Annotated in this window: 21 protein-coding genes and 3 rRNA genes; 15 read left to right on the forward strand and 9 right to left on the reverse strand. The window is 56.1% G+C overall.

Annotated features, from left to right (window positions below):
• Positions 1–107 precede the first annotated feature (107 nt).
• Positions 108–1,139: an NADP(H)-dependent aldo-keto reductase gene (locus HZS52_RS02290; protein ID WP_022520370.1), complete on the forward strand. Its 1,032-nt coding sequence runs from the start codon at positions 108–110 to the stop codon at positions 1,137–1,139.
• Positions 1,140–1,272: 133 nt separating this feature from the next.
• Complete coding sequence (gene yaaA / locus HZS52_RS02295) at positions 1,273–2,052, forward strand: peroxide stress protein YaaA (protein ID WP_022520371.1); 780 nt, start codon at positions 1,273–1,275, stop codon at positions 2,050–2,052.
• 10 nt (positions 2,053–2,062) lie between these two features.
• On the opposite strand, the gene HZS52_RS02300 is transcribed toward yaaA, so the two are convergent.
• From HZS52_RS02300 to tyrS, 6 genes are all read right to left on the reverse strand, one after another.
• Complete coding sequence (locus HZS52_RS02300) at positions 2,063–2,638, reverse strand: isochorismatase family protein (RefSeq protein WP_022520372.1); 576 nt, start codon at positions 2,636–2,638, stop codon at positions 2,063–2,065.
• Positions 2,639–2,752: 114 nt separating this feature from the next.
• Positions 2,753–2,941 carry a hypothetical protein gene (locus HZS52_RS02305; RefSeq protein WP_022520373.1) on the reverse strand — a complete coding sequence of 63 codons (189 nt, stop codon included), beginning with the start codon at positions 2,939–2,941 and terminating at the stop codon, positions 2,753–2,755.
• Between the two features lie 350 nt (positions 2,942–3,291).
• Positions 3,292–3,407: ribosomal RNA gene (gene rrf / locus HZS52_RS02310) — 5S ribosomal RNA — on the reverse strand.
• Between the two features lie 155 nt (positions 3,408–3,562).
• Positions 3,563–6,460: ribosomal RNA gene (locus HZS52_RS02315) — 23S ribosomal RNA — on the reverse strand.
• 247 nt (positions 6,461–6,707) lie between these two features.
• Positions 6,708–8,240: ribosomal RNA gene (locus HZS52_RS02320) — 16S ribosomal RNA — on the reverse strand.
• Together the 16S, 23S and 5S rRNA genes form the textbook arrangement of a ribosomal RNA operon.
• A gap of 475 nt (positions 8,241–8,715) precedes the next feature.
• Positions 8,716–9,915, reverse strand: a complete 1,200-nt coding sequence (tyrS, locus tag HZS52_RS02325) for a tyrosine--tRNA ligase (RefSeq protein WP_190374079.1) — start codon at positions 9,913–9,915, stop codon at positions 8,716–8,718.
• 145 nt (positions 9,916–10,060) lie between these two features.
• Here tyrS and HZS52_RS02330 point away from each other — a divergent pair, with 145 nt between their 5' ends.
• Positions 10,061–11,200 carry an anhydro-N-acetylmuramic acid kinase gene (locus HZS52_RS02330; protein WP_027958271.1) on the forward strand — a complete coding sequence of 380 codons (1,140 nt, stop codon included), beginning with the start codon at positions 10,061–10,063 and terminating at the stop codon, positions 11,198–11,200.
• A 65-nt stretch (positions 11,201–11,265) separates the two neighbouring features.
• On the opposite strand, the gene HZS52_RS02335 is transcribed toward HZS52_RS02330, so the two are convergent.
• Positions 11,266–12,309, reverse strand: coding sequence for a type IV pilus twitching motility protein PilT (locus HZS52_RS02335; RefSeq protein WP_022520685.1), 1,044 nt, complete (start codon positions 12,307–12,309; stop codon positions 11,266–11,268).
• Between the two features lie 32 nt (positions 12,310–12,341).
• On the opposite strand from HZS52_RS02335, the gene HZS52_RS02340 reads away from it, so the two are divergent.
• From HZS52_RS02340 to HZS52_RS02365, 6 genes are all read left to right on the forward strand, one after another.
• On the forward strand, positions 12,342–13,058 hold the full coding sequence (locus tag HZS52_RS02340; protein WP_190374080.1) for a YggS family pyridoxal phosphate-dependent enzyme: 717 nt from the start codon (positions 12,342–12,344) through the stop codon (positions 13,056–13,058).
• 55 nt (positions 13,059–13,113) lie between these two features.
• Complete coding sequence (proC, locus tag HZS52_RS02345; RefSeq protein ID WP_009287946.1) at positions 13,114–13,938, forward strand: pyrroline-5-carboxylate reductase; 825 nt, start codon at positions 13,114–13,116, stop codon at positions 13,936–13,938.
• A 55-nt stretch (positions 13,939–13,993) separates the two neighbouring features.
• A complete protein-coding gene (locus HZS52_RS02350; protein ID WP_190374081.1) occupies positions 13,994–14,587 on the forward strand; it encodes a YggT family protein in 594 nt (197 codons plus the stop codon).
• A 217-nt stretch (positions 14,588–14,804) separates the two neighbouring features.
• Positions 14,805–16,031, forward strand: coding sequence for a homoserine O-succinyltransferase MetX (gene metX / locus HZS52_RS02355; RefSeq protein ID WP_009287944.1), 1,227 nt, complete (start codon positions 14,805–14,807; stop codon positions 16,029–16,031).
• Positions 16,031–16,624, forward strand: coding sequence for a methionine biosynthesis protein MetW (gene metW, locus HZS52_RS02360; RefSeq protein WP_027958266.1), 594 nt, complete (start codon positions 16,031–16,033; stop codon positions 16,622–16,624). The genes metX and metW overlap by 1 nt, the downstream gene beginning before the upstream one ends.
• A 39-nt stretch (positions 16,625–16,663) precedes the next feature.
• Positions 16,664–17,113: a DUF4426 domain-containing protein gene (locus HZS52_RS02365; RefSeq protein WP_022520688.1), complete on the forward strand. Its 450-nt coding sequence runs from the start codon at positions 16,664–16,666 to the stop codon at positions 17,111–17,113.
• A gap of 160 nt (positions 17,114–17,273) precedes the next feature.
• On the opposite strand, the gene sfsA is transcribed toward HZS52_RS02365, so the two are convergent.
• Positions 17,274–18,002 (reverse strand): DNA/RNA nuclease SfsA, encoded by a 729-nt coding sequence (gene sfsA / locus HZS52_RS02370; RefSeq protein WP_190374082.1) that lies wholly within the window; start codon positions 18,000–18,002, stop codon positions 17,274–17,276.
• Positions 18,002–19,162: an aminotransferase class I/II-fold pyridoxal phosphate-dependent enzyme gene (locus tag HZS52_RS02375; protein ID WP_190374083.1), complete on the reverse strand. Its 1,161-nt coding sequence runs from the start codon at positions 19,160–19,162 to the stop codon at positions 18,002–18,004. Before HZS52_RS02375 ends, sfsA begins: the two co-directional genes overlap by 1 nt.
• Positions 19,163–19,377: 215 nt before the next feature.
• On the opposite strand from HZS52_RS02375, the gene dksA reads away from it, so the two are divergent.
• The 6 genes from dksA (at position 19,378) to HZS52_RS02405 (ending at position 26,787) form a co-directional block, all read left to right on the forward strand.
• Complete coding sequence (gene dksA / locus HZS52_RS02380) at positions 19,378–19,815, forward strand: RNA polymerase-binding protein DksA (protein WP_007111809.1); 438 nt, start codon at positions 19,378–19,380, stop codon at positions 19,813–19,815.
• An 89-nt stretch (positions 19,816–19,904) separates the two neighbouring features.
• Positions 19,905–21,262, forward strand: a protein-coding gene (locus tag HZS52_RS02385) for an IS3 family transposase (protein WP_223828035.1) whose coding sequence is annotated in 2 segments (ribosomal slippage) — positions 19,905–20,384 and positions 20,387–21,262 — 1,356 coding nt in all. Because the reading frame shifts where the segments join, the coding sequence is not laid out codon by codon here.
• A 113-nt stretch (positions 21,263–21,375) separates the two neighbouring features.
• Entirely contained in the window at positions 21,376–22,287 is a 912-nt protein-coding gene (gluQRS, locus tag HZS52_RS02390) for a tRNA glutamyl-Q(34) synthetase GluQRS (RefSeq protein ID WP_190374084.1), read from the forward strand.
• Position 22,288: 1 nt separating this feature from the next.
• On the forward strand, positions 22,289–22,465 hold the full coding sequence (locus HZS52_RS02395) for a hypothetical protein (RefSeq protein ID WP_007111811.1): 177 nt from the start codon (positions 22,289–22,291) through the stop codon (positions 22,463–22,465).
• 1 nt (position 22,466) lies between these two features.
• Positions 22,467–25,415, forward strand: a complete 2,949-nt coding sequence (locus HZS52_RS02400; protein WP_141441472.1) for an ATP-binding protein — start codon at positions 22,467–22,469, stop codon at positions 25,413–25,415.
• Complete coding sequence (locus tag HZS52_RS02405; protein ID WP_138801358.1) at positions 25,393–26,787, forward strand: sigma-54-dependent transcriptional regulator; 1,395 nt, start codon at positions 25,393–25,395, stop codon at positions 26,785–26,787. The genes HZS52_RS02400 and HZS52_RS02405 overlap by 23 nt, the downstream gene beginning before the upstream one ends.
• Positions 26,788–26,840 lie beyond the last annotated feature (53 nt).

Below are 26,840 nucleotides of genomic sequence, written 5' to 3' on the forward strand. Positions count from 1 at the left end.
ATTTGCTGCTTGCAATGAGCCTCGCTAACATGCCATTCATACGCCGTTTACCAGCCTGGTAATGGCGGCTTATCTTGTGGCAATTCCGCCTTAGTAAGGAGATAAAAATGCAAACGCGCCCACTTGGCAGAACCGGCATGGAGGTAAGTCGACTCTGTTTAGGCACGATGACGTTTGGCGAGCAAAACAGCGAAGCTGAAGCCCACGAACAGCTTGATAGAGCCGTGGCGTTTGGCATCAATTTTATTGATACCGCAGAAATGTACCCCGTTCCGCCCATGGCCCAGACCCAGGGCTTAACTGAGCGCTATATTGGCAGTTGGCTTAAGCAGCGTGGCGCCAGGGACGATCTGATCATAGCCACCAAGGCCGCAGGCCCAGGGCTTGACCATATACGGGGTGGCCCGCGTTTAACCCGTGAGCATATTCATCAGGCCATCGATACAAGCCTGGAGCGCTTGAACACCGATTACGTTGACCTTTACCAACTGCACTGGCCCGACCGTCAAACCAATTTCTTTGGCAAGCTAGGCTACGTTCATAGCGAAGACGAAGATGCGACGCCGCTAGAAGAGACGCTTGATGCGCTGAAAGAGCTGGTTGATGCAGGCAAAGTACGGGCTATTGGGCTCTCTAATGACACGCCCTGGGGCGTGATGCGCTCACTGCAGCTTGCCGATAAGCTGGATTTACCGCGCGTGGCGTCTATTCAAAACCCCTATAACCTTCTTAACCGCTCTTTTGAAGTCGGCTTGGCGGAAATTGCCCACCGTGAAGATGTCGGCCTACTTGCCTATTCACCGCTAGGGTTTGGGGTACTCTCAGGTAAATATCTGAATGGCGCGCAGCCACCTAAAGGTCGTTTGACGCTGTATGAGCGCTTCAAGCGTTACACTTCGCCCGAAGCCGAAGCGGCCACCCAGGCTTACGTTGCGCTTGCTGAAAAGCACGAGCTAGATCCTGCGCAAATGGCGCTGGCGTTTGTTAACTCGCGCAGCTTCTTGACCAGCAATATCATTGGTGCGACCACCATGGAGCAGTTGGAAAGCAATCTTGCCAGCGAGAGCCTCAAGCTGGACAACGAAGTGCTAGAGGCAATCGAAGATATTCACCGCCGTATGCCCAATCCCTGTCCTTAAAACAAACAGCCCTTAAAAACAGCCGACTCTCATAAGGCTATCACCGCTATAGCCTCGGCCTTTGCCGAGGCTTGGTATACTGAGCCCACTTATATCAGGCTTTTATTTATCAGGGCACGACCAGGAGCATGCGATGCTGAGCGTTATCTCTCCCGCCAAAACGCTGGACTTTGAAACCCCACCGACCACAGAGCAAGTGTCACAACCCGACTTTCTGAAACACAGCCAAGCGCTTATCACTATTTTGCGTGATTACTCGCCGCAGCAAATCAGCGAACTCATGGGTATCAGCGATAAATTGGCGGGCCTGAATGCGGCGCGTTTTGAGGAGTGGCACCCTCCTTTCACTCTGAGCAATGCCAAACCTGCTGCACAGGCTTTTCAGGGCGACGTTTATACCGGCCTGCAAGCAGAAAACTTCAGCGAAGCGGAGAACCGTTACGCACAGTCGCATCTGCGCATACTTTCTGGCCTATATGGCCTGCTGCGGCCGCTGGATTTGATTCAGGCCTACCGCCTGGAAATGGGCACCAAGCTGCCTAACAGTGCCGGTAAGGATCTGTATGCCTATTGGAAGCCCATCCTGGCACCTGCACTTAATGAAGCCATTGCAGAAAGCGGCTCCAACGTGCTGGTTAATCTCGCCTCGAATGAGTACTTCAAAGCGGTAGATACCAAGCAGCTTAATGCCCGGATCATTACGCCGGTGTTTAAAGATGAGAAAAACGGCACCTTTAAAATCATCAGCTTCTACGCCAAAAAAGCGCGTGGACTGATGAGCGCTTGGCTTATCCAGGAACAGGTCAACGATCCAGATGAACTCAAGGCGTTCGATGTGGCAGGTTATCGTTTCGATGCATCGGCATCCCAGGGGGATACCTTCGTTTTCACTCGTAAAGAAGCCGATCGCTAAAGCGAATGGCCTAATAGAAACGTACGGGGCGTGACGCGCGCGGCTTTAAAAAGCGCTGGTGCGCCTCTTTGAACAGCGCTGTATCGCAACGGTGAAGCCACTCATAAGCCACCATATCTGCCGTCACCGCCACAGCACCGCTCGCGCAGGCGCGCTCACGGGCAAACGCAGCCTCTTGCGGGCGTCGGCTGGCAGAGGCGTCGCTCAGCCAGTACAACTCGTAGCCTGCCTCTAATAGCCCTAAACCCGTTTGCAGCACGCAGATGTGCGCTTCTGTTCCACACAGTACAATCTGTGTTTTACCCGTTGCGTTTAGCGCTTCACGAAATTCAGTTTCCGCCATGGCCCCAAAATGCTGTTTCTGCCAGAGCCGATAGTCATTCAGGCAGGCGAGCAGTGATGCCGAGGATCCTCCCAGTTTTTCTGGAGACTGCTCGGTTAACCATACAGGCACCTCAAGCAAGCACGCCATTTCGCCTAGCCAAGCCGCTTCATTCATGGCTTCTTGACCACCATCGATTACAGGCAGCAGACCCGCCTGGAAATCGACCATTAACAACAGGCTTTTATCGCGTTGTAGTAGCACGTTGCCACCTCATTTTTATCGTTATTCAGGCTAACCATAATAGACGCGATACAAACAATAAAGCAGCCGCTTTTCAGCGACTGCTTCGGTTAACTCATCAAACAAATGCTCGGCCTAGTTCTCGGCCGCTTCTTCCATATCTTCGCCGAGCTCTTCCATGCTCTCCCCGGCATCTTCTGCGGCGTCATCAATGCTTTCACCCGCTTCTTCAGCAGGCCCTTGATCATCACAAGCGATCAGTCCGCCTGCCATCAAAGCCATAAATAGAGCGATTGCTAACTTCTTGGCTACTTGCGTCGTCATACCGTTTCTCCTCCTGAGATTTTACTTCTGGGTACGTGCAACATAATACTAGATGCTGCGTGGCAACAATACCATGTTAAATGCACAAGCTATTGTTATATCTGGAATAAAATGCCTGGAAATCGCGCTGAGGTGTGAGGTGTGAGGTGTGAGGTGTGAGGTGTGAGGTGTGAGGTGTGAGGTGTGAGGTGTGAGGTGGAACAGGATATTCGTTAGCTACCCCTACACCACCGTTTTCTACCCACTATTCCCCCTCACTCCTCACTATTTACCCCTCACGCCTTCCCCCTCACGACCATGCAAAAAAAATCCCCCAGAGCATCAGCCCCGAGGGATTTTTTCAAATAAGTGCCTGACGATGACCTACTCTCGCATGGGGAGACCCCACACTACCATCGGCGCTAAGCGGTTTCACTTCTGAGTTCGGCAAGGGATCAGGTGGTTCACGCGTGCTATGGTCGTCAGGCGTAACTGTTAATGTACATCATGCTGACTCTAGCGTTGCTTGCTAATTGTGTGCGTCTCATCGCCTGTCGCCCTGGCGTTATGTCGCTTGGGCCACACGCTGCGTATCCGGTTTTCATTGACGTCATCATCGCGACCAGACCCCTTGGGTGTTATAGGGTCAAGCCTCACGGGCCATTAGTACACGTTAGCTCAACGCCTTGCAGCGCTTCCACACCGTGCCTATCAACCAGCTGGTCTCGCTGGGCCCTTCAGGAGGCTCTAGGCCTCAGGGATGTCTCATCTTGAAGGGGGCTTCCCGCTTAGATGCTTTCAGCGGTTATCCCGTCCGACCATAGCTACCCGGCAATGCCACTGGCGTGACAACCGGAACACCAGAGGGTCGTCCACTCCGGTCCTCTCGTACTAGGAGCAGCCCTTCTCAAACATCCAACGCCCACGGCAGATAGGGACCGAACTGTCTCACGACGTTCTAAACCCAGCTCGCGTACCACTTTAAATGGCGAACAGCCATACCCTTGGGACCGACTTCAGCCCCAGGATGTGATGAGCCGACATCGAGGTGCCAAACACCGCCGTCGATGTGAACTCTTGGGCGGTATCAGCCTGTTATCCCCGGAGTACCTTTTATCCGTTGAGCGATGGCCCTTCCATACAGAACCACCGGATCACTAGAACCTGCTTTCGCACCTGCTCGACGTGTCTGTCTCGCAGTCAAGCACCCTTATGCTCTTGCACTCATTGCACGATGTCCGACCGTGCTGAGGGTACCTTCGTGCTCCTCCGTTACTCTTTAGGAGGAGACCGCCCCAGTCAAACTACCCACCACACACTGTCCTCGATCCGGATAACGGACCTGAGTGAGAACGCCAATGATGCCAGGCTGGTATTTCAAGGTTGGCTCCCTCCGAACTGGCGTCCAGAGTTCTAAGCCTCCCAGCTATCCTACACAGGCAACATCAGCGTCCAGTGTGAAGCTATAGTAAAGGTTCACGGGGTCTTTCCGTCTAGCCGCGGGTACACCGCATCTTCACGGCGATTTCAATTTCACTGAGTCTCGGGTGGAGACAGCGTGGCCATCATTACGCCATTCGTGCAGGTCGGAACTTACCCGACAAGGAATTTCGCTACCTTAGGACCGTTATAGTTACGGCCGCCGTTTACCGGGGCTTCAATCAAGAGCTTCGCCTTGCGGCTAACACCATCATTTAACCTTCCGGCACCGGGCAGGCGTCACACCCTATACGTCCGCTTGCGCGTTAGCAGAGTGCTGTGTTTTTAATAAACAGTTGCAGCCACCTGGTATCTTCGACCGGTTCGGGCTAGGAGAGCAAGTCTCTTCACCCTACGCCGGCGTGCCTTCTCCCGAAGTTACGGCACCATTTTGCCTAGTTCCTTCACCCGAGTTCTCTCAAGCGCCTTGGGATTCTCACCCTGACCACCTGTGTCGGTTTGGGGTACGGTCGCACATGATCTGAAGCTTAGAGGCTTTTCCTGGAAGCGTGGCATCAGTGACTTCCTGACCGTGGTCAGTTCGTCTCGTGTCTCGGCTTTAAGACCCCGGATTTACCTAAGGTCTCGGCCTACTCACTTTCACCAGGACTACCAACGCCTGGCTCACCTAGCCTTCTTCGTCCCCCCATCGCAACCATGTCCGGTACGGGAATATTGACCCGTTTCCCATCGACTACGCCTTTCGGCCTCGCCTTAGGGGCCGACTCACTCTGCTCCGATTAGCGTCGAACAGAAACCCTTGGTCTTCCGGCGAGGGAGTTTTTCACTCCCTTTATCGTTACTCATGTCAGCATTCGCACTCGTGATACCTCCAGCGAACTTCTCAATTCACCTTCATTGGCTTACACGACGCTCCTCTACCGCGAATTCCTATCGAAATAGAAACTCACCCGTAGCTTCGGTACCTGGTTTAGCCCCGTTACATCTTCCGCGCAGGCCGACTCGACTAGTGAGCTATTACGCTTTCTTTAAAGGATGGCTGCTTCTAAGCCAACCTCCTAGCTGTCTGAGCCTTCCCACATCGTTTCCCACTTAACCAGGATTTCGGGACCTTAGCTGACGGTCTGGGTTGTTTCCCTTTTCACGACGGACGTTAGCACCCGCCGTGTGTCTCCCACGCTCTACTCACCGGTATTCGGAGTTTGCCTCGGGTTGGTAAGTCGGGATGACCCCCTAGCCGAAACAGTGCTCTACCCCCGGCGGTACTACGTGAGGCGCTACCTAAATAGCTTTCGAGGAGAACCAGCTATCTCCGAGCTTGATTAGCCTTTCACTCCGATCCACAAGTCATCCAAATCTTTTTCAACAGATCCTGGTTCGGGCCTCCAATTGATGTTACTCAATCTTCACCCTGCTCATGGATAGATCGCTCGGTTTCGGGTCTATATCCAGCGACTGTGTCGCCCAGTTAAGACTCGGTTTCCCTACGGCTCCCCTATACGGTTAACCTCGCCACTGAATATAAGTCGCTGACCCATTATACAAAAGGTACGCAGTCACAGAACAAGTCTGCTCCTACTGCTTGTACGCACACGGTTTCAGGATCTATTTCACTCCCCTCTCCGGGGTTCTTTTCGCCTTTCCCTCACGGTACTGGTTCACTATCGGTCAGCCAGGAGTATTTAGCCTTGGAGGATGGTCCCCCCGTCTTCAGTCAAGGTTTCTCGTGCCCCGACCTACTCGATTTCACATGATCAGATTTTCGACTACGGGGCTATCACCCGCTACGGCCACGCTTCCCAGCGTGTTCGCCTAATCAGTCTCATGCTTAAGGGCTGGTCCCCGTTCGCTCGCCGCTACTAGGGGAATCTCGGTTGATTTCTTTTCCTCAGGGTACTTAGATGTTTCAGTTCCCCTGGTTCGCCTCGTACACCTATGTATTCAGTGCACGATACTCATCTTGTGATGAGTGGGTTTCCCCATTCAGAAATGCCCGGGTCACAGGTTGTTGCCACCTCACCGAGCCTTATCGCAGGCTACCACGTCTTTCATCGCCTCTGGCTGCCTAGGCATCCACCGTGTGCGCTTCATTGCTTGACCCTATAACCCGAAGGAGTCTGGACTCGCAATGATCACGTTTCATTTTGCCGGATACGCTTGAGACGTATCACAATTTAAGAAGCACTTCTTGCGAAGTGTTCTTGTCAGCATGATATACATTGTTAAAGAGCGACTGCTATACGCAGTGATAAGGCAACGCCGTAGGCGGCTGGCTTATCACTGCGCATCAACAGCTATCTGATCAGGTAATTCATTGTGGACGCTTACTAACGCGTGACGCATCGTTTAAGGAGGTGATCCAGCCGCAGGTTCCCCTACGGCTACCTTGTTACGACTTCACCCCAGTCATGAACCACACCGTGGTGATCGCCCTCTTGCGTTAGGCTAACCACTTCTGGTGCAGTCCACTCCCATGGTGTGACGGGCGGTGTGTACAAGGCCCGGGAACGTATTCACCGTGACATTCTGATTCACGATTACTAGCGATTCCGACTTCACGGAGTCGAGTTGCAGACTCCGATCCGGACTGAGACCGGCTTTAAGGGATTCGCTGACTCTCGCGAGCTCGCAGCCCTTTGTACCGGCCATTGTAGCACGTGTGTAGCCCTACCCGTAAGGGCCATGATGACTTGACGTCGTCCCCACCTTCCTCCGGTTTGTCACCGGCAGTCTCCTTAGAGTTCCCGACATTACTCGCTGGCAAATAAGGACAAGGGTTGCGCTCGTTACGGGACTTAACCCAACATTTCACAACACGAGCTGACGACAGCCATGCAGCACCTGTCTTACAGTTCCCGAAGGCACACCAGAATCTCTTCCGGCTTCTGTAGATGTCAAGGGTAGGTAAGGTTCTTCGCGTTGCATCGAATTAAACCACATGCTCCACCGCTTGTGCGGGCCCCCGTCAATTCATTTGAGTTTTAACCTTGCGGCCGTACTCCCCAGGCGGTCGACTTATCGCGTTAACTTCGCCACAAAGTGCTCTAGGCACCCAACGGCTGGTCGACATCGTTTACGGCGTGGACTACCAGGGTATCTAATCCTGTTTGCTACCCACGCTTTCGCACCTCAGTGTCAGTGTCAGTCCAGAAGGCCGCCTTCGCCACTGGTATTCCTCCCGATCTCTACGCATTTCACCGCTACACCGGGAATTCTACCTTCCTCTCCTGCACTCTAGCCTGACAGTTCCGGATGCCGTTCCCAGGTTGAGCCCGGGGCTTTCACAACCGGCTTATCAAGCCACCTACGCGCGCTTTACGCCCAGTAATTCCGATTAACGCTTGCACCCTCCGTATTACCGCGGCTGCTGGCACGGAGTTAGCCGGTGCTTCTTCTGCGAGTGATGTCTTTCCTACCGGGTATTAACCGATAGGCGTTCTTCCTCGCTGAAAGTGCTTTACAACCCGAGGGCCTTCTTCACACACGCGGCATGGCTGGATCAGGGTTGCCCCCATTGTCCAATATTCCCCACTGCTGCCTCCCGTAGGAGTTCGGGCCGTGTCTCAGTCCCGATGTGGCTGATCATCCTCTCAGACCAGCTACGGATCGTTGCCTTGGTGAGCCATTACCTCACCAACTAGCTAATCCGACATAGGCTCATCCAATAGCGGGAGCCGAAGCCCCCTTTCTCCCGTAGGACGTATGCGGTATTAGCCTGGGTTTCCCCAGGTTATCCCCCACTATCGGGCAGATTCCTATGCATTACTCACCCGTCCGCCGCTCGTCAGCGGGTAGCAAGCTACCCCTGTTACCGCTCGACTTGCATGTGTTAGGCCTGCCGCCAGCGTTCAATCTGAGCCATGATCAAACTCTTCAGTTTAAGATCTATGTGATCCTTACATGTCACCCGAAGGCAACAAAAGCGGATCAAACTTGGCTCAAGGTTCAAACGAATTCATTCAAAACAGATCCCAAAGGACGAATCCTTTAAAACCTTATTGCTTGAGTCGCTTGCCTTGATATTGGGTGATTTGTCACCAACATCAGCAAGCGCCCACATGAATTACCTGATCAAATTGTTAAAGAGCTGTTTCGCTGTTAGGTTGCTGTGAAAGCAACCGGGCTGCCGTTGACTTGGCTTGCCTCAGCGAGGAAGGCGTATTCTACGCATTTCCTGGTGTTTGTCAATCGCTGTTTTTTTAGCGAGCGAGGCGAGCGATACAACCTGCTCTAACCTCCTGACAAACCGAAGGTTTTCACCTTCATTCACCGCTGGTAACGCTTGGCGTCCCCGGCAGCGGATGCGTACTTTACGGATTCGCTGCCGGGTTGGCAAGGGCTTTTTGACAGAAAGTTCAAATAAGCGTCACACGGGCGTAACGTTTCTTACCCGCCTGGATAACATAGCTCTTACCTGTCGCCAGCATGGTGTCTTTGGCAACGACGTCGCCGTCGACTTTGACCCGGCCATTACCCAGCATATCTTTGGCTTGGGCACTGTTGTTCGCGAGCTCTGCTCGATTGAGCACTGCCGCAATGGGCGCTTGCTCGCTGCCTTCGAAATCGACCGTGACTTCGGGCAGGTCTTCCGGAAGTTCGCCATCGGCCAGTTGATTACCCGCAGACTTGTGCGCATTGGCGGCTGCTTCATCGCCGTGGTAGCGGGCAATTAGCTCACGGGCCAGCTCCATTTTGATATCCCGCGGGTTCGCGCCCTGCTCAACGCTCTGCTTGAGCGCGTCAATCTCTTCGTTCGATTTCAAAGAGAGCAGCTCAAAATAGCGCCACATCAAGCTATCCGGCATGGAGACCAGCTTATTGAACATGGAGCCCGGCGCTTCATCGACACCAATGTAGTTGCCCAGGGACTTCGACATCTTCTGCACGCCGTCTAACCCTTCCAACAGCGGCATGGTAATGACCACCTGGGGCTCCTGGCCGAAGTGTTTTTGAATTTCGCGCCCCATCAGCAGGTTGAACTTCTGGTCAGTGCCGCCCAGCTCCACGTCCGCCTCAAGCGCTACCGAGTCGTAGCCCTGTACCAGCGGGTAGAGAAATTCGTGAATGGCAATGGACTGATTGGCTTTATAGCGCTTTTCAAAGTCATCCCGTTCCAGCATACGGGCGACGGTGCTTTGGGCAGCCAGCTCAATCATTTTGGCAGCGGAGAGCTCGCCAAACCATTCGGCGTTAAAACGTACCTCGGTCTTTTCAGGGTCGAGGATTTTAAACACTTGCTCTTTATAGGTTTCGGCGTTGGCTTTCACATCCTCTTCAGTGAGCGGTTTGCGCGTCACGTTCTTACCGGTAGGGTCACCAATACGCCCGGTAAAGTCACCGATCAAAAAGATAACCGTGTGCCCCAAATCCTGAAACTGGCGCATTTTGGTCAGCAATACGCTGTGCCCCAGGTGTAAGTCAGGGGCCGTGGGATCAAAACCCGCTTTGATACGCAGTTTGCGGCCTGAAGCCAGCTTCTGTTTTAGCTCATCCTCTACCAGGATTTCATGCGTACCCCGCGACAGCAGCGCTAAAGCCTGATCCACCTCACTCATTGCCTCTCTCCACTATAAAGAACCGCCCTTACCGGGCTCAGGTGATAAATAGCCGACGATGTTACCATGCTCGCTCGCCTTGGTTGAGCCTTGGTTTCGCTCTCACCCTGGTTTAGTCTCAGCCCAGCTTTGTACGAGTTCGCTTATGAAAACGCCTACCGCTACGCCGCTTTACTATATTGGCCTGATGTCCGGCACTAGTCTGGACGGTATCGATGCAGCACTTATCGCCATCGAAGGTGATTCGCCGCCGCACCTGTTGGCAACCCATGCCGAACCGATGCCGGACGAGCTTCATCGCCTACTGTTTAAGCTGTGCCATGCAGAGCAGGTCAGTTTTGCGCAGCTCGCAGCAGCGGAACACGCGTTCTGCCAATGCCAGGCCCAAGCCGTGCAGCACTTATTAGCACCCCTTTCAGTGGGTATAGAACAGATCAGTGCTATCGGCAGTCACGGCCAAACCATTGAGCATGCCCCCGCAGGCCACAGCGACGGCCCGGCGTATACACTGCAGTTGGATAATCCAAGCTTGCTGGCAGAACTCACCGGCTGCACGGTGGTCGCCGATTTTCGTCGCAGAGACTTAGCCGCAGGCGGTCAAGCGGCACCGCTGGCACCGGCCTTTCATCAGGCACTATTTGGGCGAGCAGACGCGCATCAGCTGGTACTTAATTTAGGCGGCTTTGCCAACCTCACCTGGCTTTCTAGCCAGCCGACCGATCCAGTGATCGGATTTGATACCGGCCCCGCGAATGTTTTACTGGATGGCTGGTTTGCCTTGCACCAGGGCGGCCGCTTTGACCAGGACGGCGACTGGGCCGCTAGTGGAAAGATAGATGAAGCGCTGTTAGCTCGGTTGTTATCAGAACCGTTTTTCCAGCAACCACCGCCGAGAAGCACAGGGCGTGAGCTGTTTCATCTGGATTGGCTACGAAAACATCTTAGCGGCCAGGAAGCCGCCGCCGATGTTCAGGCGACGCTGGCTGAACTCACCGCCGTCAGTGTCGCTCACGGCATTGAACAACTGCGGATCGGTAGTGGCCCGCTGACGCTGATCACCGCTGGCGGCGGCGCCCACAACGCCTATTTGATGCAGCGCCTTGCCTATCATCTCCCTCGCGCCACGCTCACTTCGCCAGCGGCGTACGGCTGGCCTGAAGACTGGATTGAAGCGGGCGCCTTTGCCTGGTTGGCGCACCAGCGTCTGCACCACCTGCCAGGCAACTTGCCCTCAGTCACCGGCGCGCAGGGCCCCCGGGTATTGGGCGGAATCTATGCCCCCTAATACTCATTGTTTGAATACGCCCCTAGACCTCAAAGAAAAGCAGTGGGTACGTCACAAGGCTTAAATTATTCAGCTTTTGCGGCGAGAGTGCCTTTAGCCTGAGCCTGGGCTTCCTCTATGCTTACAACGCCCTCATTGACTAACCGAGACAGCGCGGCATCCAGCGTTTGCATACCCAGGCTACCACCGGTTTGAATGGCTGAGTACATCTGTGCCACTTTGTCTTCGCGGATCAAGTTGCGCACTGCAGAAGTGGCCATGAGGATTTCGTGGGCCGCTACGCGCCCGCCGCCCTGACGTTTAAGCAGCGATTGCGACACCACTGCCTGGAGCGATTCCGAAAGCATGGAGCGCACCATGGCTTTCTCTTCGCTGGGAAAAACATCGATGATCCGGTCGATTGTCTTGACGGCAGAGGTGGTATGCAGCGTTCCCAGCACCAGATGACCGGTTTCAGCAGCGGTCAGTGCTAAGCGGATAGTCTCCAGATCACGCAGCTCGCCGACCAGAATCACATCCGGGTCTTCACGCAGCGCGCTACGCAACGCATCGGCAAAGCTATGGGTGTCGCGATGCACTTCGCGTTGGTTAATCAAACAGCGCTTGCTAACGTGGACAAACTCGACGGGGTCTTCAATGGTGAGAATGTGCTCGTAACGATGATCGTTAATGTAATCGATCATGGCGGCCAGCGTGGTGCTTTTGCCCGACCCCGTTGGCCCAGTCACCAGCACCAGGCCCCGCGGTAACATCGCCAGGCGCTCGAACACCTCACCGAGCCCAAGGGTTTGTATGGAAAGTACTTGATTGGGAATGGTGCGAAACACCGCCCCCGCCCCGCGAGCTTGCGTAAAGGCGTTAACACGAAAGCGGGCGATCCCCGGCACTTCAAAGGAAAAATCAATTTCCAGGTGCTCTTCGTAGTCGCGCCGCTGACGATCATTCATGATGGCGTAGATCAATTTACGCACATCGTTATTATCGATAGCGGGCACATTGAGCCGACGAATATCGCCATCAACACGTATCATGGGCGGCAAACCGGCCGAAAGGTGCAAGTCAGAGGCATTCTGCTTTGCCGAGAATGCTAGCAGTTCGGTAATATCCATCTCTCTTCCCAGCTGCGGTAAGGTGCTTGAGTATGACAGACATCGCGTTTAACGAGTCACTCGGCCATTCATACGCTCAGGCGCTTGAACGCCTGCATAATGCATTAGAAAACGCGGGGCGCGCCCAGGGTGCAGCCAAGCTACTGGCCGTCAGCAAAACCAAGCCTGCGGCGATGATTCGTCAGGTTTGGCAGTTGGGTCAGCGTGAATTTGGTGAAAACTATTTGCAAGAAGCGCTGGAAAAGCAGGCCGAACTTACTGATCTTGACGGCATTGTATGGCATTTCATTGGCCCCCTGCAGTCCAACAAAACCCGCTCTGTGGCCGAGCACTTTGACTGGGTACACAGCGTCGATCGGCTAAAAATTGCCAAACGCCTTAACGAGCAGCGCCCAACGCACCTTGCGCCGCTCAATATCTGCCTGCAGATTAATATCAGCCGAGAAGAGAGCAAAGCTGGTGTGCTGCCCGAGGAGTTAGAGGAATTGGCCAAAGAAGTCGCCACGCTGCCTAATCTGCGCCTGCGCGGTTTAATGGCGATCCCCGCTCCAACAGAGGATATAAGTGCTCAGCGCCAGCCTTTGGCAGCACTACGCGAAGCTTTTACCGCCTTACAAAGCAGCTTGCCAGACGCGCCCCTTGATACGCTCTCGATGGGCATGAGCGACGATTTAGAAGCAGCGGTGCTGGAAGGCGCCACGCTGGTGCGTTTGGGCACTGCAATTTTCGGCGCTCGCCCATCGGCTTAGACGAAAAGTAGCCCACTTTTTTACGTAGAACACTTTTACTTAAGGGACACCTACCATGGCGAATAAGATTACCTTCATTGGGGCCGGCAATATGGCCAGCGCCATTATCGGCGGCCTAATCGACAGCGGCGTCGCGCCTTCTACTATTACCGCCACCGCGCCGAATGACAGCGAACTGACATCGATTAAACAACGCTTAGGCATCAATACAGACACCGACAACAATGCGGCGGTGGCTGAGGCCGATGTGGTGGTACTCGCGGTGAAGCCGCAAATCATGCGCAACGTATGCGAAGCGTTGCGCGACAGCGTTCAGCGCCAGCAGCCGTTGGTCATCTCGATTGCTGCCGGCCTGGATGCCGGCACGATCGACCAGTGGCTAGGCGGCCAGAATGCCATCGTACGCTGCATGCCCAATACGCCCTCGCTGGTCGGTTATGGCGCCAGCGGCCTCTACGCCAATGCCAACGTCAGCGATGCCCAGCGTGACGTGGCCACCCAGTTAATGGAAGCGGTCGGCATTGTGGAGTGGGTGGAAGAAGAAGCCCTGTTAGACGCAGTCACCGCTGTTTCTGGTAGCGCCCCGGCCTACTTCTTTCTGATGTTCGAAGCCATGGAAGAAGCCGCGGTTAAACTCGGCCTACCTGCCGCTACCGCGCGCCGCCTGGCTATTCAAACCGCGCTGGGTGCCGCCACCATGGCGCAGCAGAGTGATAAAGACCCCGCCACGCTGAAACAGAACGTTATGTCGCCGGGCGGCACCACCGAACGTGCCATTCAACATATGGAAGAGGCACAATTGCGCACCACGATTGCCGACGCCATGCAGGCCTGCGCCGACCGCGCCCAGGCAATGGCCAAGGAACTAAGCGGCAGCTAATGCAGCCATTCGGCTAACACAGCCTAAGCTACCGGATCATCAAGGAGACATAATAATGGGCAATGAATTGGGCAGTGCAGGGTTAATGCTGGTAAATACCCTCATCAATATTTACCTCTTTTTACTCATGCTGCGCTTCCTGCTGCAAGCGTCGCGGACGGATTACTACAACCCGTTAAGCCAATCGGTGGTCAAAATCACCCAGCCGGTAGTGGGGCTATTTCAAGGCTTTTTAGGCCCTGTGGCTGGCCGCTTCGACCTCGCCACCTTAGCAGCAGGCTTTGTATTGAAAGTGGCTAGCATCATCGCCATTTTTATGGTGATTGGCGTTGGCATGCCACCCATTGCTGGACTGCTGATTGCCGGTGCGGCCGCCTTGGCGAATGCAATTTTAAAAATCTACTTCTTCGCCCTGATTGTGATGATTATTTTGAGCTGGGTAGCGCCCAACGCCAGCCATCCAGGTGCGCTGCTGGTTATGCAGTTGGTAGAGCCGATTATGGCCCCGGTACGCAAAGTGATTCCTCCGCTGGGCATGATCGATCTATCGCCTATCGTGGTGTTTATCGCCATTAACCTGATCGATGGTTTGGTGGTCGGCGCCCTGATTCGTGCGGCGGGCATTTCCGGCGCGCTGGTCGGGCTGTGATGGCAACTGCCATCTCCGTATTCTTAGCAAGGAAGCCTCTGATTAACGTAATGAGTGCAGGCCAGACAAGGCAAAAATCAACGAAAAAGCGGAATTTACAGGTTGTAAATGAGCATTTTGAGGCGATTTTTAACGCCGTATGGGCAAGCGCAATAGTTAATCAGAGGTTTACAGGATCTACTTCAGTCGCCCTCTTTCAGCAGGACTAGCGCCTTCAATGCCTGACTCAGATACGCTTGCATTTGCAGACCGACCGGCGGGCTCCGTCGGCGTGGTCACCCCGCACGTGGCACGCTTCGACACGCCGCTCGCTCTCGCCTGCGGCAAAGTGCTGCCTGCCTACGAGCTGATTTACGAAACCTACGGCACATTGAATGCCGATCGCAGTAACGCGGTACTGATTTGCCACGCGCTCTCGGGTCACCACCACGCCGCGGGCTACCACAGCGAAGAAGACCGCAAGCCCGGCTGGTGGGATGCCCATATTGGCCCCGGCAAAGCGATCGACACCAACCGCTTTTTTGTTGTGTCACTCAATAACCTGGGGGGCTGCCATGGCAGCACCGGGCCGGTCAGTCATAACCCCGACACCGGCCGCCAGTGGGGGCCTGAGTTCCCCATGGTCACGGTGAGCGATTGGGTGGCCAGCCAGGCGCGGCTTGCCGACCACCTGGGAATTGAGCGCTGGGCCGCCGCGGTGGGCGGCAGTCTGGGCGGCATGCAGGTGATGCAATGGACAATGACCTACCCGGAACGGGTGGCTAATGCGGTGGTGATTGCCGCCACGCCACGACTCTCGGCGCAAAATATCGCTTTCAACGAAGTAGCCCGTCAGGCGATTCGCTCTGATCCGGAGTTTTTTGACGGCTGGTATGCCGAGCACGACACCGTACCCAAACGCGGGCTTAAGCTCGCGCGCATGGTGGGCCATATCACCTATCTGTCCGAAGACGCCATGGGCAGCAAGTTTGGCCGCGATTTGCGTAGCGACGACCTTAACTTCGGCTTTGACGTTGAGTTCCAGGTGGAGTCCTACTTGCGCTATCAGGGCGACACCTTCTCCACCGCCTTTGATGCCAATACTTACCTGCTGATGACCAAAGCGCTGGACTACTTTGACCCATCCGCGACCCAAGGGGGCGACTTAGCCAAAGCCCTGGCCCCAGCGCAGTGCCCGTTTTTGATTGTCAGCTTTACCACCGACTGGCGCTTTCCGCCCTCGCGCTCCCGCGAGCTGGTCGATGCGCTCATTCGTGCGGGCAAAGCGGTTAGCTACGCCAACATCGACTCGCCCCATGGGCACGATGCTTTCTTACTCTCAGAGCCGCGCTACGACGCCATCTTCAGCGCTTTTATGAACCGCGCTGCCGGCGAGCTTAACCTCGCCGAAGTGGGTAAAGATGAAGCAAGCGAAGATGCAACGAGCTCAGAGGAGACGCCATGATGCGCGCCGATCTTGAACTGATTTATGACTGGGTGCCCGAAGGGGCGCACGTGCTCGACCTCGCCTGTGGCGACGGCGAGCTGCTTGAGACCCTGGCGAACAATAAAGGCGTGACTGGCTATGGCTTAGAGATCGACCATGACGGCATTAATGCCTGCGTCGCCCGGGGCGTCAGCGTGATTGAGCACAACCTGGATGACGGTTTAAGCAGCTTCTGCGATAACAGTTATGACCAGGTAATCATGACCCAGGCGCTTCAGGCGCTGCGCCGTCCGGACAAGATGCTCGATGAAATGCTGCGTGTCGCCGAAGAGGGCATCATCACTTTCCCCAACTTCGCCTACTGGCGTCACCGTGTTCATTTGGGTCTGCGCGGCTATATGCCGGTATCCAAATCGCTGCCCCACGCCTGGTACGACACACCCAACATCCATCTCTCAACGTTCAACGACTTTGAGCATCTGTGCCGCGAGAAGGGCTTGATGATTGTTGATCGCGCGGTGGGCGTGGGGGATCATCAAGGTCACTGGAAATCGCGGCTATGGCCCAATCTATTTGGTGAAATTGCCATTTTCCGCGTTCGTCGCCGCTAGATATTCATCGCGCTTAAACGCAACCCAAGGAGCCACGCCATGTTACGCAGATTAATGATGAGTGCCGCCCTTGTCGGCATGCTCTTCGCCGCCGCTGGGGCCCACGCTGAGCAGTTCGTCAGCGTGGGCGATTACGAGATTCACTACAGCGCGGTGAACAGCAGCTTTTTGACCCCGGAAGTGGCCCAAGCGAACAACCTCCAGCGCAGCGCCAACCGCGGCCTGGTTAATGTAAGCGTTCGCGAGCGCCAGGAGGATGGCAGTACCCGCCCCGTTAACGCCAGCGTACAGGGCCACGTAAGCGGCTTGACAGGCGCCCAGGAGTCGCTCAGCTTTCGCACCGTGCACGACGGCGATGCCACCTACCACCTGGCGCCTTTTACCCTACTCGACGATGAGAACATGCGCTTTGAGCTAAGCGTGCGCTACGACCGCAACGCCGCCCCCGAACCGGTGAACTTTATTCAGCGTTTTTATATTGATCGCTAAGTCAATCCTGTATAGCTCTCGACATGCCGTAGGTAGATTGACGCAAGGGCGCTGTAAACCCATCCTTGGGCGCTACTTTCGCCATCCATGGCGAAAGACCCTTGCTTACAACTACCCACGGCCGCTGGTCATAGGCCAACGTATGCAAAGCTTGCTCTATCTACAGCCGTACAGGCAGGCTACGGGTTAACCGCACTCCAATGGGACGCTGTTGCTCCCGCACCACCTCAATACCATAGGCCAGCACTTCCACCCCGCTGGCCGAGGCCTCCGCTAGGGCTGCCGCGTAAGTCGCGTCGATATGGGCTGCGGCGGCCACATCGGCAATACCTTCATGGGCGACACAAAACAGCAGCACCGCCCGTTCACCCTGCTCTGCCAGCACTCGCAGCGAATGCAGATGCTTGGTACCACGCACGCTCACCGAGTCCGGAAAGTAGCCGTGGCCGTCCTGCTCTTTGAGGGTGACCTGCTTCACCTCGATATACGCCCGCCCCCGCTCTGGGTCATCCAGCCTAAAATCGAGGCGGGCGTCGGCCACTTTCACCTCCCGGCGCAGAGTGGCGTAGCCTGCCAACGGTGCCAAAGCCCCCGCCTCCAGCGCCGCTTCCACGATGCGGTTAGCGCGGCCGGTATGCACCGAGGCGAGCGCCACCTGCCCATCCGCTTGGGGCAGCTCGATAAACTCCCACGTCCAGGCAAGCTTGCGCTTGGGGTTATCGCTGGGTGACAACCACACTCGGCACCCTGGCACGTTCACCGCCTTCATCGAGCCGGTATTGGGGCAGTGGGCGACGACTTCGCGACCATCATCCAAACGCACATCGGCGAGAAAGCGCTTATAACGCTTGATCAGCGTGCCCGGCACCAGCGCCGGATAAGTCAGCATCACAGCCTGCCCACAAAGCGTGCAATCCGAGCCACCGCCTCTTCCAGCCGAGCCACATCATTGGTGAAAGCAATGCGCACATGGTGTTCGCCGCCACGTACGGCAAAATCAATACCCGGGGTAATCGCCACGTTTTCTTCCTGCAGCAGGCGCTCACAGAAGGCCTGGCTATCCCGGCTGTAGCGGGAGATATCCAGCCACAAATAAAACGCCCCCTGGGGCGGGAGATCCGGTGCCAGCCCCAAGCCTGCAAGGCCCTCCAGCAGCACCTGGCGGCGCTCTTTCAGGGTTTCACGGCGCTGTTCAAGAATACCCCGGCACTTGGGCGTAAACGCCGCCAGGGCGGCATGCTGCGACGGCGTCGCCGCGGCCAGAAACATATTCTGCGCCAGCCGCGTTAATGGCTCCACTGCATGCTCTGGCGCCACCAGCCAGCCCAGGCGCCAGCCGGTCATACCAAAATATTTTGAGAAGCTGTTGACCACAAAGGCGTTGGCGGAGAGCGAGGTCGCTGAGAGCGGTGCATCGTCGTAGTTGAGGCCCTGGTAGATCTCATCGACGATGACCTCGCCTTCGCGCTCTGCGACCGCTGCCAGCACTGCAGAGAGCTGTTGCGCGCTCAACGTGTGGCCGGTAGGGTTAGAGGGCGACGCCAACATCGCTAGGCTTGTGTCCTCACACCAATGCTGGGCGACCAGGGCAGCGTCCAACTGCCAGCCGCTATCTCGCCCCACGGATACCGCATCAATCTCAGCGCCAGCTAGCGCCATAAAGTGACGATTGCAGGGGTAGTTAGGGTCAGCCATCAGCACCCGCGAGCCGGTTTCGACTAATAACTGGCTTGCCAGCAGCAGCGCCCCCGACGCCCCGGGCGTTACCAAAATACACGCAGGATCCACCGTAGCGTTAAAGTGCTCGGCGTAATGTCCGGCGATCGCCTCGCGCAGTGCGGGCAGCCCAGCCGCTGGGGTGTAGCGGGTATGGCCACTGGCCAACGCCTGCTGCCCGGCAGCGATAATGGGCTCGGGGGTAGCAAAATCCGGCTCGCCTACTTCCAGGTGAATCACATCGTGGCCGGCGGCTTCCCGCGCCTGGGCCATTTCCAGCAAATGCATGACCCGAAAAGGGGCAACGTGATCGACACGCGAATTCCAGGCCATAACGGCTCCTTCATCTAATCATTTTTGAAACTGGACAAATATTGAAAAACTAACTAAAACATGGCGCTAGTCATATTCAAGGCCAAACAATCGTCGACAGCTCACCATTATGCTTGCAACCCAGTCATTTTTCAGCTAAACAAGCATCCCTTTGGCGTGAGATCGTGACAATCGCTCATGGTCGATCAGTAGTCACATATGTAAGGGGCAGTCCCATGCCAGTAGCAGAAAAGAAACCGGAAGCGTCCAAGTCCTTCACTCCGTATGAGCCAGCGCCGGGTGAAGAGTATATGAACGAGCAGCAGCTAGCGCACTTCCGTCAGCTGCTGCTGGATTGGAAACAGGATCTCATGGAAGAGGTGGATCGTACCGTACGCCACCTGCAGGAAGATGCGAACAACTACGCCGACCCCGCCGACCGTGCTACCCAGGAAGAGGGCTTTAGCCTGGAACTGCGTACCCGGGATCGCGAGCGTAAGCTGCTCAAGAAAATTAACGAGACGCTAGATAACATCGATGATGATGATTATGGCTTCTGCGAAGCCTGCGGCGTTGAAATCGGCATTCGTCGTTTAGAAGCTCGCCCCACCGCCACCCTTTGTGTGGATTGCAAAACCCTGGCGGAACTCAAAGAGAAACAGCTAGGCGGCTGAGCGCTAAAAGACCGTGCTACTCGAACGCGGGCACCTTATGAACTGCACCCCAAAAGTTGGACACTCATCCAACGATTGGGGTGTTTTTCATGACGAAACATAATGAAGCGTTCAAGTTACTAGTAGTGCAACGCTACGCAGAAGGACAGCAGGGTTACAAGAGTCTGGCCAGACAGTACGGTCTTGGCCCTACAACCGTCAGGCGTTGGGTTAAACACTTTGAACAGCATGGTCTAAGTGGCTTGCAGAAAAAGTTCACCCACTACAGCGCTGAGTTCAAATTAGCGGTGTTGCAACAGATGAGGCAAGAGGAGCTATCAGCCTTACAAGCGACGACTCTGTTCGATATTCGAGGTGGTACGAGCATCGTACGGCAGTGGGAAAGCCAGTATCATGAAGGAGGCTTCCAAGCGTTGGAGCCTAAAGCCCGAGGACGTCCGACGAAGATGCCTACAACAGAGCCCCCAAAGCCCCCACTTCCACTGACTGATAAGAGCTCGCTGGAGCAGCTGCTCCAAGAGAATGAGTACTTGCGTGCTGAGGTGACCTACCTAAAAAAGTTGAGGGCCTTGCGTCAGGCAAAAGAACAAGCCGCGCAGAAAAAGCGCAGATAGTCCTTGAGCTGAAGCAAGGCCACCCTTTGGCGGTGCTGCTAAAAGTAGCAGAATTGTCGCGTAGTACGTTCTATTATCAGGCAAGGGCTCAGCAGTTGGAAGATCGGCATGCTGGTCTGAAGCGACGCATTCACGTCCTCTACGAGCATCACAAAGGCCGCTACGGTTATCGCCGAATCACAGCAGCGTTGCGTCAGTCGGGCGAGCAGGTCAACCATAAGACAGTCCAGCGCCTAATGCAGCATCTAGGCTTGAAGTCGTTGGTACGCCCGAAGAAATACCGCTCCTATCGTGGACAACAGGCCAGTGTTCCCAATCTTCTTGCCCGCCAGTTTCATGCTGAACGACCCAACCAAAAGTGGGTAACCGACGTCACGGAGTTTAATATCCGAGGCGAAAAGCTGTACTTGTCGCCTGTGATGGATCTCTACAACGGGGAAATCGTGTCCTACTCAATGCAGAAACAGCCGCAGTACTCGCTGGTAGGGGGGATGCTCAAGAAAGCCTTGGCTAAGTTGGCCGACCAAGACGCGCCTTTACTGCATTCTGATCAAGGCTGGCAATATCAGATGTCAGCTTACCGGCGTAAGCTCAGCGAGCATGGCGTGATTCAGAGCATGTCACGCAAAGGCAATTGCCTGGATAATGCCGCAATGGAGAGCTTCTTTGGTACGCTGAAGTCAGAATATTTTTACCTGAACCGCTTTGACACCATTGAGCAATTACAGGCGGGCATTCGGCACTATATCCATTACTACAATCACGAGCGGATTAAGACCAAATTAAAAGGCCTGAGTCCGGTGCAGTACCGAAATCAGGCCTTGGCCGCTTAGTTTTTCACTGTCCAAGTTTATGGGGTCAGTTCATTAGGGTGCCCGTTTTTGTGAATGGCTTTTTGTGAATAGCTTTTTGTAAATAACCAGCCCCTCTCAACAATGACGCTACCATGATTGATTTTGCTCGCTACCGGGGGCGCTTTGCCCCTACGCCCTCTGGCCCGCTGCACTTTGGCTCTTTGGTCGCCGCCTTAGGCAGCTATTTAGATGCCCGCGCGGCCGATGGGCAGTGGCTGGTGCGCATTGAAGATATCGACCCACCGCGCTGCCCTGAAGGTGCGGCGAGCACTATCCTTCGCCAGCTGGAAACCTTCGGGCTGGAGTGGGACGAAGCGGTAATGTGGCAGCACACCCGCGGCGATGCTTACCAACAGGCGCTTGACCAGCTTGTCCAACTCGGCCTGGCCTATCCCTGCAGCTGTTCGCGCAAGCAGTGGCAGGCGTTTGATATCTACCCCGGCTGGTGCCGCGATGGCGTTTGCGATGCGAGTAAACCGGTGGCCTGGCGGCTGCGCAGCGACCGTGGCGAGCGCCCTATCCGCTGGCAAGACCGGCTGTTCGGCGAGCAGCAGTTTGACCCGGCTGAACTAGGCGATGTGGTATTAAAGCGCAAAGATGACCTATGGGCGTATCAGCTCGCCGTGGTAGTGGATGACGCCGAGCAGCAGATTACCGATGTGGTACGCGGGCTCGATTTGCTCGATAACACCCCTTGGCAGCGCCAATTGCAGAGCGCACTTCAGCTACCGCAGCCGCGTTACCTGCATCTGCCACTCATTGTGACCGCTGAAGGGCAAAAGCTCTCCAAGCAAAACCTGGCCCCGGCCCTGGCAGAAGACGAGCAGAAAGTGCGCCAGCAGCTCTTTCAGGCGCTGGAAGCGCTTGATCAAGCGCCGCCACAAGAACTGGCCTCAGAGCCCCCCGCGACTCAGCTACACTGGGCGGTAGCGAACTGGTCGTTGGCACGTTTAAACCCAACGGCACACCGTTTAAATCCCTCTTCACCTCCAGTAGGAGATTGATATGTATGTCTATCGCATCATGCTGTTTTTGGTGTTTGGCGGCTACCTGCTCTCTCCGCTGCTGATGAATGGCTGGAGCGACCCTGAGGCCGCCTGGTACCGGCCGTTTGCGATTTGGGGTGGGTTGATTGCGTTAACCCTCTGGCTGGAGCAGAAGAGAAAGCTTGATGAACGTTGAGATGCACGTTGAGATAGTCGGCGTCCTACTGCTTGGGCTAGGCTACCTGGCACTGCTGTTTGGCTGCGGTTTTGCGGTAGAGCGCGGCTGGGTGCCGGTGCGTATTACCCGCCACCCGATTGTTTACACCCTTGCCCTGGGTGTTTATGCCAGCGCCTGGGCGATTTACGGCAGCGTGGAAATGGCTGCCCACGCGGGGTTTGGCTTCCTCGCCTACTACCTGGGCGCAGCGGGCGCCTTCTTGCTCGCCCCTGTGCTACTGGTGCCCATCCAGCGCATCACCCGCACCTATCAACTAACGTCATTGGCGGATCTGTTTGCCTTTCGCTTTCGCTCTCGTTGGGCGGGTACGCTGGTCACCATCGTCAGTCTACTGGCGGTGCTGCCACTGCTCGGCATTCAAGTCCAAACCCTGGGCGAAGCCATCAATATCATCACCGCCAGCCAAGCGGGAGGTAGCGTTGCGCTACTTTTTTGCGCCGTAATTGCCGCCTTTGCGGTTATTTTCGGTGCCCGCCACAGCCAGTCTCACGGCCGCCACGACACTCTGCTTAGCGCCATTGCGTTTGAATCCATTGTTAAACTGCTGGCCATGCTGGGGCTCGGCGTGGTGGCGCTATGGATGGTGTTTGACGGCCCAGGCGACCTGCAGCTGTGGCTGGAGGGCCCTGGCGCTCTCCTCCAACAACAGACACCCAAACTTGACCCGGCCCAGTGGCGAACTCTCCTGCTGCTGTTTTTTGCGGCGGCGTTTATGATGCCGCATTTGTTTCATATCAGTTTTTCAGAAAGTCTATCCCGGCATACCCTGCTACAAGCGAGCTGGGCGCTGCCGCTTTTCCTGCTGTTAATGGCGCTACCCGTGCCGTTGATTTGGTGGGCCGCGCAGTCGGTCAATCCCGACATACCCATCGCCGCCTATGCCGCCTACCTAATGACCGAACACTGGTGGGTAGGGGCGCTGGCGTTTATCGGCGGGCTAGCCGCCGCCAGCGGCACCATGATTATGATTGCGCTGGCGCTTTCCGGCATGGTGCTTAATCATATTGTACTGGTAGCGAGGCCCCCGGAAGCGCGCAGTGATCTCTACGGCTGGCTGCTGTGGCTGCGCCGTGGGCTAGTGGTCGCTGTGATTATCAGCGGCTGGGTGTTTTACCAGTGGGTAGGTCGCCATCATGGGCTTATCGGTTTGGGATTAGCCGCGTTTGTCGGCATGGCCCAGTGCCTGCCTGGCATGCTGGCGCTGCTCTACTGGCCGGGCGCTAACCGTAAAGGCATGATTATTGGCCTCATCGCAGGCGTCGGCGTATGGCTATGGGGGCTATGGCTGCCGCTCATGTTCTCGCTACCCGTACCGACGCTGCCCTTTACCCCGCTTACCGACACTGGTGCGCCGGTTTGGTACAACGTCACGCTGCTCTCGTTAGCGGTCAATATCCTGCTGTTGATTGTGATATCGCTGTTTACGCGTATTTCTGAAGGTGAGCAGTCCGCCGCGGAAGCGTGCTCCGTCGATGCCGTTATCCGCTCCAAGCGCTTTCCACTGGAAGCCGCCACAGCGAGCGATTTTTCGACTCACTTAGCCCATGCCCTCGGCGATGAGGCGGCTAGCCGTGAAGTGAAGCGGGCATTGCAAGCACTCAATTTAACGCCCCAGGAGCGCCGGCCCTACGCGCTGCGTCGCTTGCGTGACCGTATTCAGGCCAATCTCTCGGGCCTAATGGGCCCATCGGTGGCACGGGATATTGTTGATCGCTATCTACCCTACCGCCACGACGACACCCCTGAAACCGACGATATTCATTTTGTCGAGAGCCGCTTGGAAGCCTACCGGTCACGCCTGACAGGGTTAGCCCGTGAACTCGACGGTTTGCGCCGCCATCATCGCCAAACCCTGGCGTATTTACCGGTGGGGCTGTGTGTTCTGGGCGATGATGATGAGCTGCTAATGTGGAATCAGGCGCTCTCTCAACTCTCGGGTATTAGCGGTGAAAGCGTGATCGGTTCACGTCGCGACAGCCTGCCTGCCCCCTGGCCCAGCCTACTCGGCGGCGTGCTGGAAACCACGTCAACACCGCTCTACAAACAGGCGGTCACGCTGCACGGTAAAGACTATTTTTTGACCCTGCACAAAGCGATTCTCAGCGGTAGTGACAGCCGTGGCGGCAGCGTTATTCTGATTGAAGACCATACCGAAATGAAGTGGTTAGAAGATGAGTTGGTGCATGCAGCACGCCTTGCCTCCATCGGCCAGTTAGCCGCTGGGGTCGCCCACGAAATTGGCAACCCGATTACCGGCATCTCGTCGCTGGCGCAAAACCTTCGCTACGACACCAACGATCCCGCCCTGCTGGAGACCGCCGACCAAATCCAGCAGCTAACCCAGCGGGTCACCAAAATCGTTAACTCACTGGTTGGTTTTGCCCATGGGGGACGCCAATCGGTACCGCTCCCTGCCTCACCTGTGGCACTTGCATCCATTAGCGAAGATGCACTGCACTTGATCCACCTCGCCCGCTCGGGAGAGGATGTTACCTTAACCAATGAAACGCCTGACGACGTGGTGGTGCGCGGCGATGCCCAGCGATTAACGCAAGTGATGGTCAACCTGCTGAGCAATGCCCGGGATGCCTGCGGCCAAGGGGGAGAAGTTCACATGACCGCAGGGCGCCACGAGCAGCTTGCATGGTGGCGGATAACCGATAACGGTCAGGGCATCGACCCACGAGTGCGCGAGCACCTATTCGAGCCCTTTACCACCACCAAACCCGCCGGCGAGGGCACCGGTCTGGGCCTTTCATTGGCCTACCAGATTATCAATGAGCACCAGGGTAAAATAGACGTGGCTTCGCCACCCCCCGGACAGCCTCGCGGCACGGCCATTACGTTATGGCTGCCGCTTTACCAACAGGATGATCAGCCAACCCATGCCCAGGATTCTGATTGTTGAAGATGAAGCGATTATTCGCAGCGCGCTAAAGCGCCTTCTGGAACGCCACGACTATACGGTCAGCGAAGCAGGCAGCGCTGAGGAGGCCAGCCAGCTTGAGCTCGCAGGGTTCGACCTCATCATCAGCGACCTGCGTCTGCCGGGCGAACCGGGCACCTCGCTGATCACCGCCGCAGCCCCCGTGCCGGTATTGATCATGACCAGCTACGCCAGCATGCGCTCTGCGGTGGAAGCGCTCAAACAGGGGGCCGTGGACTACGTTGCCAAGCCCTTTGACCACGCGGAGCTATTGGAGACCGTTGAGCGGATCCTGCACAAGCAGTCGATGCAGCAGAGTCCGCCCCCGGATATCACCGATGCAGGCGGCAGCCGGCAAACCATGATCGGCAACTGCGTTGCCATGCAGCAGGTCTACACCCGTATTAGTAAAACCGCCCCGGCCGATGTCACCGTATTGATTCTTGGCGAGTCAGGTACCGGCAAGGAGCTGGTGGCACGCGCCATTCACCAGCAGAGCAAGCGCGCCAAGGCACCGTTGATCTGCGTCAACTGCGCGGCGATTCCTGAAACGCTGATCGAGTCAGAGCTGTTTGGCCATGAGAAAGGCGCTTTTACCGGCGCCAGCGCTGCGCGCACCGGGTTAGTCGAAGCCGCTGATGGCGGTACGCTATTTTTGGATGAGATTGGTGAACTACCGCTGGATGCCCAGGCGCGTCTGCTGCGCGTTCTTCAAGAGGGTGAAATTCGTAAAATTGGCTCGGTGGAAACCCGCCACGTCAATGTCCGCCTGATTGCGGCCACCCATCGTGACCTGCGAGCACTGTCAAAAACCGGCGAATTCCGCCTTGATCTTTACTACCGGCTGAACGTGATGCAGATCGAACTGCCGCCGCTACGCGAGCGCGAGGACGACGTGCTTGAGATCGCCGACATTCTGCTCGACAAGGCGTGTAAGCGCCACGAACGCACGGGCCTGCGTTTGTCCCGCGCAGCCCGCCAGGATCTGCGCGACTACCCTTGGCCGGGTAACGTTCGCGAGCTGGAAAATGCCCTTGAGCGCGGGGTGATTCTTGCCGAAGGGCATCTGATCCACCCGGATGACCTGGGCCTAGCGCCGACCACCCCACGCCCCCATCCGTCCTCTGGCGCGTCCAGCACACCTGCTGCCAGTGGTGGCGGTGATAAAAGTGCTGAAGAGAATGAAGATGATCTCTCTTTAGAAGATTATTTTCAGCACTTTGTCCTCGAACACCAAGACCAAATGAGTGAAACCGAATTGGCACAAAAACTGGGCATTAGCCGTAAAAACCTTTGGGAACGACGCCAGCGGCTTGGCATACCGCGCAAAAAAACCGCCCGGCGCCCAGGTTAAGCACCTGGGCATTGCTATCCACTCGTGCCTCCACACCACCCCTACGACCATCG

The sequence above is a fragment of the Vreelandella titanicae genome (genome assembly GCF_014697095.1).
In the GTDB taxonomy this organism is placed as follows: Bacteria; Pseudomonadota; Gammaproteobacteria; order Pseudomonadales; family Halomonadaceae; genus Vreelandella; species Vreelandella titanicae.